Source organism: Nostoc sp. WHI, assembly GCF_015714725.1.
Taxonomy (GTDB): Bacteria; Cyanobacteriota; Cyanobacteriia; order Cyanobacteriales; family Nostocaceae; genus Nostoc.
In genome coordinates, this window is the sequence record NZ_WBKM01000356.1 from 1 (window position 1) to 12,621 (window position 12,621).

Consider the following 12,621-nt stretch of genomic DNA (forward strand, 5'->3'; position numbering starts at 1 on the left):
TTCCCCACTCCCCACTCCCCACTCCCCACTCCCTACTCCCTAAATTTATGAGTTATCAAAATTTGGAATTAACAATTGGTTGGCTGTATCCGACGCTAATGAGTACCTATGGCGATCGCGGTAATGTTATTACTATAGAACGTCGCGCTCAGTGGCGGGGATACACTGTTAAAGTATTACCCCTAGATCAAAATGCCACAGCCGCAGATATTAAAACTGTAGATATCATAGTTGGTGGTGGCGCACAAGACCGTCAGCAAGAAATTGTCATGCGTGATTTACAAGGTGCGAAAGCCGATGCTATGCGCGAGAAAATCGAAAATGGAACACCGGGAGTTTTTACCTGTGGTTCACCCCAATTACTAGGACATTATTATGAACCAGGATTAGGACAACGCATTGAAGGCTTGGGAATACTCGATTTAGTTTCCGTCCATCCTGGTGAAAATACTAAGCGCTGTATTGGTAACTTGGTAATTGAAGTTACAGCTTCACGTCTAGCGCAGGAGTTGAAAGAAATGACAGGTAACACACCGTATTTGGTAGGCTTTGAAAATCATGGCGGACGTACCAAGTTAGGAAAAGTGGAAGCTTTGGGGCGAGTGGTGTATGGTTTGGGAAATAATGGCGAAGATGGCACTGAGGGAGCATTTTATCAGAATGCGATCGCTACTTATTCCCACGGCCCTTTGTTACCGAAAAATCCCTTTGTCGCCGATTGGTTAATTCAAACAGCATTGCGGCTAAAATATCAACAGGCGATCGCCTTACAACCTTTAGATGATCATCTTGCTATGCAAGCACGGGAAGCGATGTTTAAACGATTGAAAGTAAGTTTGCCAACTTCTGGTGCGGCTAAAGTTTGAATTTTCGTATTTTTCCCTTTCCCTAACTCTCACCAGCTATCACAAGGGTATTACGCCATTCGTGTCAACTTAGCCAAAATCCCTTTCAAACCTCGTTTCTAGCCTCTGGCTAGAAATGCTTGCTCATTGCGGCTCTGCCGCAAGTCTTGAGGCGGAGCCTCCCGTTAGGCATTCCCAGTCGGAGACTGGGAACGAGACAATCTCTAAAAGCATTGTCTAGATTGGTTTTTACGTTAAGTTGACACCAACGGTATTACGCCCATTCAACAACTGATTCAGGATGTGAGTTGTGAAATTCTGTACCTACCGCCTTATTCTCCAGACCTTAACAAGATTGAGAAATGCTGTTCTTGGTTAAAAAGTCAAATCCGCAAAAAACTAGATTAGTTTGATTGTTTACGAGATGCCATTGAGCATATCTTATATTTTGCGTCCTAACTGCCTTGGCGCTTTTTATAAGTAATACCAATTTTAATAATTAAAGCTCCTGATTTACAACTGAATCTTTGGGAGCTAAGAATTTTAAGTTCACCGCGACGCCGTTTTACCTAAGTTTATGACCTGGTTTAACCAGGTGGGAACTAAATTCCTCGTTTAAAGTTTCCGGGTACATGCCCGGTTTACTGCTACGAGAACTGTTTGGCTCCCTTGTCTTTAAAGGCATAGATCAAAAAACTTGATGGCAGTCACCAACGTCGTAGTGCAACTCACTCATTATAGCTTTCAAAAAGATGTTGTGTGTTCAAAATCGAAAGTTTCTAAAAAATTTACCTGGGATACCAGATAGATTCTATGATGTGGGCGATGGCTGCGCCGACGCCGTTGGCGATCGCACTTCCCGACTCTTTATTTTGATTATCTAGCAGAACAGTAACATGTCCCAACTTCCGCCCAGGACGTGATTCTGTCTTCCCATACCAGTGAAGATGTGCCTGGGGAATCTCTGCTATTTTTTGACGCTGGCTTTGGTAGTCGCTATGAGAGTTTTCATACCCCAGAAGGTTGACCATCACTGCGCCAGCACACTGTAAAGCCGGATTCCCTAAAGGTAAACCACAAACGGCTCTAAGGTGCTGCTCAAACTGAGAAGTTTCACAAGCATCAAGAGAAAAATGCCCAGAATTGTGAGTCCGGGGCGCAATTTCATTTACCAGGATTTTGCCATCAGCACAAAGAAATAGCTCAATCCCAAAAACTCCCACAAATTGGAGGCTATTTAATAAAGTATGTGCGATCGCTTGGATTTTTGCTACTTGATTGGGCGTAATCTGGGCTGGTGCAATTACCCGCCGACACACTTGTTGTTCTTGTTGGGTTTCTACCACTGGGTAAGTGACAATTTCTCCCTCTACAGAACGAGCCGCAATTACTGCTAGTTCTTTTTCAAAAGGGACAAATTCTTCTAACAAGAAAAGTGGTTGATTTAAAGTTTTTTTTGTAGTTTCATAACTTAGCTTTTGCTCTAAAGCAGCAAAATCATTAATTATAAAAGTCCCTTGACCATCATACCCGTGGCGGCGGGATTTAAGGACTGCTGGAAAACCTAGAGATTCTATTTTTGATTTGATATTTTCCGCCTCGTCAAGGGCAAAAAATTGAGGAACTGGTAATCCTAAATCGCTTAAATAGCGGCGCTGATGATATTTATCTAAAAGAGGAACTAAAGCTTCTAATCCGGGGCGGAAACATACGCCTTGCTGTGCTAAAAGAGATAAGGCATCTAAGTTAACAAATTCGTTTTCAAAGGTGATAACATCGCATTTTTGAGCTAATATTTCTGTGGCACTAGCGTCATCTATCGGGGCGAAAATGATTTCTTGGGCGATGGACACAGCCGGATCGTGTTCACTAGGAGTTTGTACTACCAATTTTACTCCTAGCTTCTGTGCTGCATCCGCCATCATCCAGGCAAGTTGTCCGCCACCAATTACACCGACACGCTTTATTGACATCCTAAAGAATCACGAGTTTGCACGCTAGTTTTGGAATTCACACCACTGGCTTTTATACACAGTTCTTTGATTTGCGCCCTATCCAAAATTGCATCTGTAAAATCTGCACCATCTATATTTACATCATTAAAGATGGCACGGAGCAAAAGGGCTTCTTTGAAAACTGCATCACTTAAATCTGCCTTAGTCAAGTTTACCTGATCAACCATTGCATTAGTTAAATCCGCTCCGTGCAGATTTGCTTGCGTCATCACCGAAGCACTAAATACTGCTCCCCGCAAGTCAGCGTTTGCAAAGTTAGCCAGTTCCATATTGGCGTTAGAAAACTCCGCAGCTTGCAAACTTTCACCCGAAAAATCACGTCTTGACAACTCCGCATTGCTAAATGACAGTGGATGAGTCCAGTCTGCCAGTGCAGGATGAGCCACGCACCATACAATAATTCCTAGAAGTAACGCTAATCCTTGCCGCCAAAACATATCAAGAGCCAATTTGGTATCTGATCGCTACATTTAAGCTTACCGCATTTGAATATTAGCAAGACTGGATCAGTCTAATTGAAACCCGTAGCTTTGCAACTGGACTTAGGATATTCATATTTACCCTTGCTTAATCTTTGGTACCGCCAAAAGAGCTTATTGATTTGTTTACAATTCTTGATTTTTAAATTTGATTTTTAGGATATGAATAGTTTGATTGAGGAGTAGTACTCACCAATTTACTTGCAATTCTTGACTTTTGATTTCTTAGGTAAAGTTTATTGTATTTTGAAATGGATAGTTCCTCTCAACTGTTAATCTATTCATTAAGGTAAGCAATGTTTGAGCCTAATATATTTGTCTCAACTGTTTAAGAAAGCTTAAAAGTGCATAATTAGCGTTGATTTTATAACAATTAATTAGTTTGTCAGGAATCTCTGAGAAATTATATTCACCAAGTACATAACTTCCATAAACCAAATTACTAACCCCGATGATGAATCATTACTCACTTCAATGGATTGAGGTATGGTGCCAAGAAAATGGCTGGACAGATTTGTTTGTCGAGCGGCGTAACAACTACTGGGCTTTTCCTCCGGGTGGGGTAATGCCGGAACCAATCCCAGTTCATGTTCTCAGATTGATTAAAGCCGAAAAGGGATTAACTTTTGAAGAACGATTATGGTCGGTATCAGCAGTGATTGGTACAATCCTAGCTGTTCTTTTTACCTTTTGGTTTCAGTCTCCGATGCCATTAGTTTTGGCTTTCGCTTTTAACACGGTTACAGTGGCTCAATTTGAACTTGAGGATGCCTAAATTTTTCTTTTGGATTTTACTATTAAAAACTGCTCTTGCTACTTTCAGCAAGAGCAGTTTTTAATTTAAAAGTGCACTACCTCCGATGGGATAAAGGCAGCCTCTTAATTCACATCTTTATTTAGATAAACAATGATTTTGACCAACTCAGCACTACGGTAAAAGCCCCGCCCGAAGTCAAGCGGAATCTTCTTATAGAGAGAAGGTTGATACCCGCTTTTGGTGGGCGGTCTTTTCACTCAGGACTCAGCACTCTTCATTACTTTCTGCTCTTTTGTGCAAAATCAGAATTGCCTCACGGTTTTACACCTACGGTGTACACACAAATCGAAAAAAGCTCGATTTCTCATTGTTCTCTCGTTCCCATGCTCTGCATGGGAATGGCTAATTAGAGGCTCTGCCTCCAGTTAGACATTGAGCCAGAGACTCAATGAATGCATTCCCAGGCTCCGCCTGGGAACGAGGAAAGCCTTATCAAGTTAAGTTTTTAGGACTTGTGTGTACACCGTAGCGGTTTTACACAGAGGTGAAATCTTCATCTAATTTCCACTCGTGTTTCAGAATCTCCTGATACATCTTTTCCCGAATCATCATGTGCTTATACTGCAAGATCAAGAATTCTTGAGCTTGGTTGCGGGACATTTGCTGCACTTGATCGGTAAAGCTTCTGAGGCTAAATTCTTGCTCTAAAGTTAGTTCGGTAGCTTGATCCATAGGTGTCTCCTGTGACGTTTTTATAAATTCTGTTTTTTGGTTTTGTAATGTTATGTAAATTAAATTTAACACTTTTGTTACAAAACTGCAATATTTCTTGCAAAATAAAATAAATAATGATATATATTTCCTGGAATCTCCTGTATAAAATATTTGCTGTGTTGCTGATTGAATATAAGACAGGGTTAATTTCAGCAAAAAACCCTCTGCTCCTTAAAAAAAAGGGGCAAAGGGAGTTAGTTATTGTGATAAAGCCTCATACTTACAGAATTGTAGTTCTGAGCGCCAGCCAGTTGCGTTACCTAAAAGGATTTAGCCACGAGTCGATTCAACGCGGCCATAAAATAGACCACGAATTAGAACTTCTTTAGGTTCGCCAGCACCTAAATCTGTATCAGATGGCTGTTCGCTCTGGAAAGTACCAGCAATTTCACCAGTAGATTTATCTATTTTTGCTATTTGCAGAGAAATCTTGCCAGTGAGATTTTCAGCACGCTTGACGTTAGTGCGAGTCAGTTCTTCATCATCCGCTTGGGCGGGGAGAGCCACGGCATTATCATAGCCACTGACGACACCACGACCTTTAGGATCTAGGAAGGCAGCACCACGATAGGAAGGAACTTTGAAAGTACCTTCAAAGTCTGTGCTGGTGTTAATACTGGTCAAACTGGGTTGTGTTTGAGCAACCAAGTTTTTGATGGTAAAGAGGAAAGGTACTCGCTCACCACCAGGGAGTTGCACAGTGATGGCTTGGAAGTCAAGGCCATCAGTTTCCGTAAAGGTCAGGCTATTATCTGAGTTAATTTTTAGGTCGCCTTGTACCTGGTCAATGGTGGAAGTGTATCTAGTCAACAGTTTACCAGCAACAAATTCTGCTTGTTGGCGTTTATTAGCAGGTTCTTCTTTGATGAAGAAGCTAGTTGGTTCCAAGCAAAGTTCTTTGATGGCATAGGACTGGCTAGAATCAATGGAAATGGAACCACGGCTTGTTTCTGCTAGTTGGGGGCATTTGTTAGCCAAGCCAGTGCCTCGAATTTGGTCGTAAGTTAGCACGTCTCTACTACTAGTAGCAGGAGCATCACTGCAAGCAGTTATTAGCCCCAGGCACAAAGCCAAAAATGCAACAATTAAAGCGCGATACCTCATAATCAACCTCAAATCTCAAAAATTAATATCTTGGTGGCATTTGTTAGAATTGGGCGCGTGGACGAGTAAGCCCCAGAGAGCGGCATAAGTGCTTGCCTCAAGGAGCGCGAAGAGAAATATCTGCTTCGCACTTTGCTTTTGCCGATCGCAAAAGCGGCACCGCCAAGTCTTTTTGTATTATGTATGTGACGCTACTACATACAGCCCATTGTTTGATGGGTAAATTAGCCAGATCATACGATTTTTTTTAACTCAAAATCAAAGTACTCAAAATCCAAGAAAGTTTCATCGTCATCACAGCTAGCTGCTGTGGTGGCTATGGTAAAGGTTACTGCGCTTTTTTAGGAGCGATCGCAATTACTTTTGAAAAGATACAAATCTAGTTATATTCACCTCTGACTTGCTCTAGTCAGAGTATGGGGGACAAGGAGGATTAGAGGAATCAATACTGACAAACTAGGGAAAATTAAAAATCTCCGGTAAATTTGAGTTGGTCTCATTTATACGCAAAGGGTGACATGAACGATAACAAAAATATGGAATTAGAGAAGTTGTCCTCTAAACTCCAAGCGATCACAACTGTGGTATCTGATGCAGTTCAGGGTTGTCAAGGCGATACTGTAGCTCTTTTGGCAATGCTTAGGCAATTGGAGCAGTTACACCGAGAACTCCGGGATGGAGTTTTTCAAGAAAGTTTGCCTGTTAACCGTAGGCAACTCTACTCACTACTGAAAGATATTGAGTCTGAGGGAGGCTGGCCTTACATTGAGCGGATGAGACTGCAAGCATTTTTAACGAATTTGCCACAAGAGGCTTCCGAAGAAAATAGCGATGAGGTGTTGGAGAGCGATCGCTCCTTGGGCTGATCATCTTTGTCATAACTTGCTGAGGCTAGCATTTTACCTTTTGGGTCAAAACTGACACTAAGAACTTTATTTGTGTGTCCAATCAAAGTTTTGTAAACAGGACTTACGCAAATGTAACGTCTTTCTGTCATTGCGAGCGTTCGCAAAGCGTCTCGTAGAGAAGCGTTCGCGGTAGCTAGCGTCTCTAAGAGTTGCAATCCCAGTTTTAACGAGATTGCTTCACTACATACACTGCGTTTCGTACCCTACGGGTTATCCAAAGGAGTACGCAATGACTAATTATCACTGCGTAAGTCCTGAAAATCTAAATTAATATTTTGTAATCTTTAGGAAAAAAATCTTCCAAATTAACTTGTCAAAAAGGCCACAGTCAGTTAAAAATGGACACCGGAAACTTTCATCGTAATGATGCCTAGCGCCACGAGCTTTGTGTAGTTACTGTAAAGTGTTACTAAAAAATAAAAAAGTCTTGAGGAGAGTGGCTAACAGATGCCAAAAAATGATGCGAGGGCGTTGAGGAATTTGGATTGTAACCAGAAAGGGGTTTGAATGGCTGGCATAACATCAGTTTCTCGCACGGATCTAGCCCAGCGTCGTCAGAAGTTACGTCGGCAGAGGCAGATGAGAATTATTCAGGCTATTTGGCGAACCTTTGCCATTATCGGTTTGGCAGGTGGATTGCTGTGGGTAGCAGTCCAACCAGTGTGGATGCTAAAAGCTCCCAAACAAATAGTGATGAAATCAGGCAATAAATTACTGACAGATGAAACGATTCAGTCATTATTGGTGTTATCTTACCCCCAGTCTTTGTGGCGGATTGAACCATCAGCGATCGCTAACTCTTTGAAGAAACAACCAACTATTGCCCAAGCGATCGTTAGACGCCGCCTGTTTCCTCCTGGATTAATCATCGAAATTCAAGAACGAGTACCTGTAGCGGTGACTCAAACACGTGGTAACAAAAAAGTAACAATCGGCTTACTAGATGCAAGTGGAGCCTGGATGCCCTTAGAAAAATACACATCACTGAATCCCACCAAGAAATTACCCAATCTCAGAGTAATTGGCTCGTCAAAACAATACTGCCTCTACTGGACTCAACTTCATCAAGCTGTCAGTCAAAGTCCTGTGAAAGTGATAGAAATTGATTGCCAAAATCCAACAAATTTAATTTTGAAAACAGAACTAGGAAATGTGCATCTCGGCGTTCCAGGCCCCCAGTTATCTGAACAAATTAAGGTACTCGCCCGAATGCGCCATTTAACAGCAAAACTCAATTCCGGTCAAATAGAGTATATTAATCTGAAAAATCCAGAATTTCCCTTAGTACAAATGAACCAAAAAGACCAAAAATTAACTCCCAAAATCCCTAAAAACATCTAGCGTGTTTAATGTATTGATCGCTCTTAGTAATAGGACTTACGCAAAACTACACACTGTAGGGGCAATTCATGAATTGCCCCTACCTAAAAATCAGGGTTTTGGCTATTGTTTACGTAAGTCCTGAGTAAATTAAGAAGCTTTAAACGGTACTGCCCAAAGTTGCCTAAGCATTGCTTCTGAGCAATCAATTTGGACTGCTCTGTGCCGTAATTTCTATTGGGTGATCAAACCTTTTGGGAAATCTTGATTTGTTGACCACACTAGTCAGGGTTCTCGTAGGCTAGACTATTGCTTCAACAAAGCGTCCATTAAGACTCCCCAAACAACAAATTAATCAGGTATAGTCTGACCGAAAATATGGGATTCAAGCCCCGTCCTTCTAGGACGGCTTTTTATTTATTTTTAGGTTTCTAATTAGTTCCCTCAACACGTCAGACTTTGTTCTACCATTTTGCTCACAGTAAATCTCGATGTGTTCAAACTCTGCGTCTGTTAAGCGAAAAAATATACTCTTCTTCATGTCCTTTGTATATCGATATGATATATAATCATAGCAGGAGGAATTGAGTTATGAAAGCTAGGTATCAGTACAGATTTTACCCAACAGACCAACAGCAGCAGAGTTTAGCTCAGTTGTTCGGTTGCGTGAGAGTAGTTTGGAATGATGCCTTGGCTGTGTGCAAACAATCCGAAAAGAAGCCTAAGTCGGCTGAACTTCAAAAGTTGGTTATCACTCAGGCAAAAAAGACTGAAAAAAGAGTTTGGCTCAGTGAAGTATCAAACATACCTCTACAGCAGTCTGTAGCTGATTTAGAAATAGCCTTTAAGAACTTTTTCGATTCCTGCAAAGGAAAGAGAAAAGGGCGCAAGGTTGGTTATCCTAAATTCAAAAAGCGTACCTCTAGTCAGGGTGCAAGGCTTACTCGTGGTGGGTTCTCCTTAAAAGGTAGTGGTGTTTACCTCGCAAAAATTGGAGTTGTGAAACCGATTTGGTCTAGAAGACTGCCATCGGAACCTAGCTCAGTTACTATCATCAAGGATAGCGCTAACCGCTACTTCCTAAGTTTTGTAGTAGAAGTTGAACCCATTAATACTGATGCCAAAAACCAAAGCGTTGGAATTGATTTAGGGATTAAAACTTTTGCTGTGATGAGCAACGGTGAAAAAGCTGTGAGTCCTTGCTACAAGACACTTGACCGGAGAGTACGAAGACTTCAAAAGCGGTTGGCGCGTCAACAAAATGGGTCGAAGCGTAGGAACAAAATCAGGATTAAAATTGCTAAACTGCACAACCAAATAGCTGATACTCGCTCTTCCTTTCTGCACAAACTGTCAACTAAAGTCGTTAGTGAAAACCAAACTATCGTTTTAGAAGATTTGAATGTGTCAGGACTGGTCAGAAACCGTAAACTATCTAGAGTAATTAGTCAGCAAGGATGGAGAGAGTTCAGGGTCTTGGTTGAAGCAAAGTCTGAGAAATTTGGTAGGAAGTTTGTTGTGATTAGTCGCTGGGAACCAACGAGCCAAACTTGTTCAGATTGTGGCTACAGATGGGGAAAGATTGATTTATCGGTGCGTTCTGTGCTTTGTCTGAATTGCGGCACAGAACACGACCGGGATGAGAATGCTTCAGTAAATATAGAAAAAGTCGGGATAGGGCATTGCCACGACTCTAAATGTACGTCGAGACAGAGTAAGACTACCTCGCTAGCATCAGTCCTTGAAGCGTAAAGAATCCCCACGCCTTCAGGCTGGGGAGTATGTCAAAAGTAAATTCTTGCTTACTTTAACCTTAAGGATAATTAAGTATTAAGGTAAATTTTGTGTCTAAAGTTGCAATCATCACCAATGGTGAAATCTATTAACAATATTATTATTGAGGCAGAGAAGATGCGCTGTAGTGTGTCTTTACAAGTTATACCCTCCGCGGAGAATAATGAAGAGATTAATGTCTGGTTGAAGTTATACAGGTCAGTTTTAGATAAATGTCGGTATACTTCTCTAAAATTGGCTGTGCGATCGCTTGTGTTAAAAGCTTATCCCCTAACAAATTTTCGCACTGCCAATTCTGTTAGGCTTGGCAGTAGTGAAAACAATAAAAAACAGTGCCATAGTATTGTGGCACTGTCAAACTATAGTTGACTCTTAGGTGAATAACACCGAAAAAAGTCGTTTATCTACCCTTTCACAAATCCAATGACGCTTGATAATAACCAAGGACTTATCTATAAAAATTCCCAATCTACGGGACAGCCGGGGTTTTCTCTGTCAGTTAACTCGACCAATCCCTTTAATAACTCTGGGCTGAACTTCGGACAAAATCACGACGGTAAAAAGATTTCTGCTGAAAATAGCCGAATTGGCGAGATTGTTCCTGGTCGGGTCGCCAACATCAAAGTGATTGGTGTCGGTGGCGGCGGTGGCAATGCTGTTAACCGCATGATCGAGTCTGATGTCTCTGGGGTAGAGTTTTGGTCAATTAACACTGATGCCCAAGCTCTTACCTTAGCCGGCGCTCCAAGTAGATTGCAAATTGGACAGAAGCTAACGCGGGGTTTAGGAGCAGGTGGTAATCCTGCCATCGGTCAAAAGGCAGCTGAGGAATCACGAGACGAAATTGCCACAGCTTTAGAGGGTGCAGATTTAGTATTTATCACTGCTGGTATGGGGGGTGGTACCGGGACAGGTGCGGCTCCAATCGTGGCAGAAGTAGCCAAGGAAATGGGCGCTCTCACTGTCGGTGTGGTAACACGTCCATTTGTGTTTGAGGGACGCCGCCGCACCAGTCAGGCGGAACAAGGTATTGAAGGACTAAAAAGTAGAGTAGATACACTGATCATTATCCCCAACAACAAACTGCTGGAAGTGATCCCAGAACAAACGCCTGTACAAGAAGCTTTTCGCTATGCAGATGATGTGCTGCGTCAAGGGGTGCAAGGTATTTCTGATATCATCACGATCCCCGGTTTGGTAAACGTTGACTTTGCTGATGTCCGAGCTGTGATGGCAGATGCGGGATCGGCCTTGATGGGAATTGGAGTGAGTTCGGGAAAATCTAGAGCCAGAGAAGCAGCGATCGCAGCTATTTCTTCACCGTTACTAGAGTGTTCTATTGAAGGTGCCAGAGGGGTTGTCTTTAACATTACTGGTGGTACTGACCTCACCTTGCATGAAGTGAATGCTGCCGCAGAAGCAATCTATGAAGTAGTTGATCCCAACGCCAATATTATTTTTGGGGCTGTAATTGATGACAGACTCCAAGGTGAGGTAAGAATTACTGTAATTGCCACTGGGTTTACAGGTGAAGTGCAAGCGGCGGTACAACAAAGCGTGGCGAACGTTCGGATAACACCTAGTACTCCAAAGCGACCAACAACACAACAACCCGCAGTTAATCCCCCAACTCCAACTCCGACTCCGACTCCAACTCCAGAACCAAAAGAAAAACTTGGATTGGATATACCTGATTTTCTGAAAAACCGACGTACACCAAGGAATTAAAAGATTTTGGATTTGAGATTTTAGATTAAATTAGCAGTCTCAGGTTAGGCTGAATGCTGTATAACATCTGCTAGTTCCAGGGTTCTACCAAAGGCAGGGGTAAGCAATCCGTTGCCATCCCCAATTTTGCCAATTGGTAAAAAAACTCGTCAATGCTACTTTTATAAAAACACTCGTTGAAAACCCTTGAGTAACAGGCGCTATGCGCCGTATTACGTACTTTAGGCTGCGTGATGAAAACGGTTTGAGGTGTTTACGCTTTATTTCACGTTCTGGTAAAATTAGGTTTAACAGGAACGGTAATCAACCTGTATAAAAACCTAAATGCCTAGCGGCAATCTGTACCTTGACAATTGAAGATATGGGGTTCTATTCCATAGTTCTAGTTCCTGCCCAGGAATAGGTAAAATCTTCTCTGCGAGACGCTTTGCGAACATGGGGACTAGGCGATCAGAATTTCAATCAAACAAATTTTGGAATCATCCAACTACCGAGGGGCACTCGGAAAGTTAACGCTTGAGGAGAGAACCACAAGGAGGCTTAGATACCGCAAGGGGTCTAATCTAAGTGGACTCGTTGAATCAAGAATCCCCGCACCTTCAGGTCGGGGAGTGTCAAAGAATGAACTTGGGCAGGAGCCTGCTGGCTTGCATACCCTACCGTGTTTTTGTGACAAAAAACAGGAAGGACTGCCCAATTACGGATGATGCTACATCTACCTTCACGATCCACTAAACTTATATTCCGATAAGCAAGTATATTTACTGAAAGTAGTGGCGTGGAAACTTGATTACACAAGTGTCCACGCCAAATTCGCTTCTTAGAGAATATGACTTACGCAAACAATAGCCGAAACCTTGATTTTCAGGTAGGGGCAATTCATGAATTGCCCCTACA

12 protein-coding genes, 1 other RNA gene and 1 pseudogene are annotated in these 12,621 nt (G+C 42.2%); 8 read left to right on the top strand and 6 right to left on the bottom strand.

All coding sequences use genetic code 11. From position 1 onward, the window contains the following. The first annotated feature begins 47 nt into the window (after positions 1 to 47). Together F8S12_RS36675 and F8S12_RS42575 are read left to right on the top strand one after the other, a co-directional pair. A complete protein-coding gene (locus tag F8S12_RS36675) occupies positions 48 to 866 on the top strand; it encodes a type 1 glutamine amidotransferase (protein ID WP_196521253.1) in 819 nt (272 codons plus the stop codon). A gap of 273 nt (positions 867 to 1,139) precedes the next feature. Further along, positions 1,140 to 1,253 (top strand): transposase, encoded by a 114-nt coding sequence (locus tag F8S12_RS42575; RefSeq protein WP_442946853.1) that lies wholly within the window; start codon positions 1,140 to 1,142, stop codon positions 1,251 to 1,253. A 137-nt stretch (positions 1,254 to 1,390) separates the two neighbouring features. On the opposite strand, the gene ssrS is transcribed toward F8S12_RS42575, so the two are convergent. From ssrS to F8S12_RS36695, 3 genes are all read right to left on the bottom strand, one after another. Continuing rightward, positions 1,391 to 1,573, bottom strand: a non-coding RNA gene (ssrS, locus tag F8S12_RS36685) — 6S RNA. A gap of 60 nt (positions 1,574 to 1,633) precedes the next feature. Further along, positions 1,634 to 2,812 carry a 5-(carboxyamino)imidazole ribonucleotide synthase gene (locus F8S12_RS36690; RefSeq protein WP_196521302.1) on the bottom strand — a complete coding sequence of 393 codons (1,179 nt, stop codon included), beginning with the start codon at positions 2,810 to 2,812 and terminating at the stop codon, positions 1,634 to 1,636. Further along, positions 2,809 to 3,297, bottom strand: a complete 489-nt coding sequence (locus F8S12_RS36695) for a pentapeptide repeat-containing protein (protein ID WP_196521303.1) — start codon at positions 3,295 to 3,297, stop codon at positions 2,809 to 2,811. Before F8S12_RS36695 ends, F8S12_RS36690 begins: the two co-directional genes overlap by 4 nt. 493 nt (positions 3,298 to 3,790) lie before the next feature. Here F8S12_RS36695 and F8S12_RS36700 point away from each other — a divergent pair, with 493 nt between their 5' ends. Then, a complete protein-coding gene (locus tag F8S12_RS36700; RefSeq protein WP_196521255.1) occupies positions 3,791 to 4,114 on the top strand; it encodes a hypothetical protein in 324 nt (107 codons plus the stop codon). 516 nt (positions 4,115 to 4,630) lie between these two features. Here the strand turns inward: F8S12_RS36700 and F8S12_RS36705 are convergent. Together F8S12_RS36705 and F8S12_RS36710 are read right to left on the bottom strand one after the other, a co-directional pair. After that, positions 4,631 to 4,828 carry an NblA/ycf18 family protein gene (locus tag F8S12_RS36705; RefSeq protein ID WP_196521256.1) on the bottom strand — a complete coding sequence of 66 codons (198 nt, stop codon included), beginning with the start codon at positions 4,826 to 4,828 and terminating at the stop codon, positions 4,631 to 4,633. 312 nt (positions 4,829 to 5,140) lie between these two features. Next, positions 5,141 to 5,974, bottom strand: coding sequence for a photosystem II manganese-stabilizing polypeptide (locus tag F8S12_RS36710; protein ID WP_196521257.1), 834 nt, complete (start codon positions 5,972 to 5,974; stop codon positions 5,141 to 5,143). Positions 5,975 to 6,492: 518 nt separating this feature from the next. On the opposite strand from F8S12_RS36710, the gene F8S12_RS36715 reads away from it, so the two are divergent. Next, positions 6,493 to 6,840, top strand: a complete 348-nt coding sequence (locus F8S12_RS36715; protein WP_196521258.1) for a hypothetical protein — start codon at positions 6,493 to 6,495, stop codon at positions 6,838 to 6,840. A 5-nt stretch (positions 6,841 to 6,845) separates the two neighbouring features. Here F8S12_RS36715 and F8S12_RS42580 read toward each other — a convergent pair. Beyond that, positions 6,846 to 6,938 (bottom strand): annotated as a pseudogene (locus tag F8S12_RS42580) (hypothetical protein); the annotation flags it as partial. Positions 6,939 to 7,389: 451 nt separating this feature from the next. Between F8S12_RS42580 and F8S12_RS36720 the strand changes: the two are divergent. The 4 genes from F8S12_RS36720 (at position 7,390) to ftsZ (ending at position 11,724) form a co-directional block, all read left to right on the top strand. Then, the gene (locus F8S12_RS36720) at positions 7,390 to 8,223 is read left to right on the top strand and encodes a cell division protein FtsQ/DivIB (RefSeq protein ID WP_196521259.1); all 834 of its coding nucleotides are present in this window, start codon (positions 7,390 to 7,392) and stop codon (positions 8,221 to 8,223) included. A 570-nt stretch (positions 8,224 to 8,793) separates the two neighbouring features. After that, the gene (locus tag F8S12_RS36725; RefSeq protein WP_196521260.1) at positions 8,794 to 9,954 is read left to right on the top strand and encodes an RNA-guided endonuclease InsQ/TnpB family protein; all 1,161 of its coding nucleotides are present in this window, start codon (positions 8,794 to 8,796) and stop codon (positions 9,952 to 9,954) included. Between the two features lie 117 nt (positions 9,955 to 10,071). After that, positions 10,072 to 10,365: a hypothetical protein gene (locus F8S12_RS36730; RefSeq protein WP_230968527.1), complete on the top strand. Its 294-nt coding sequence runs from the start codon at positions 10,072 to 10,074 to the stop codon at positions 10,363 to 10,365. Between the two features lie 54 nt (positions 10,366 to 10,419). Then, positions 10,420 to 11,724 carry a cell division protein FtsZ gene (ftsZ, locus tag F8S12_RS36735; RefSeq protein ID WP_196521261.1) on the top strand — a complete coding sequence of 435 codons (1,305 nt, stop codon included), beginning with the start codon at positions 10,420 to 10,422 and terminating at the stop codon, positions 11,722 to 11,724. Positions 11,725 to 12,621 lie beyond the last annotated feature (897 nt).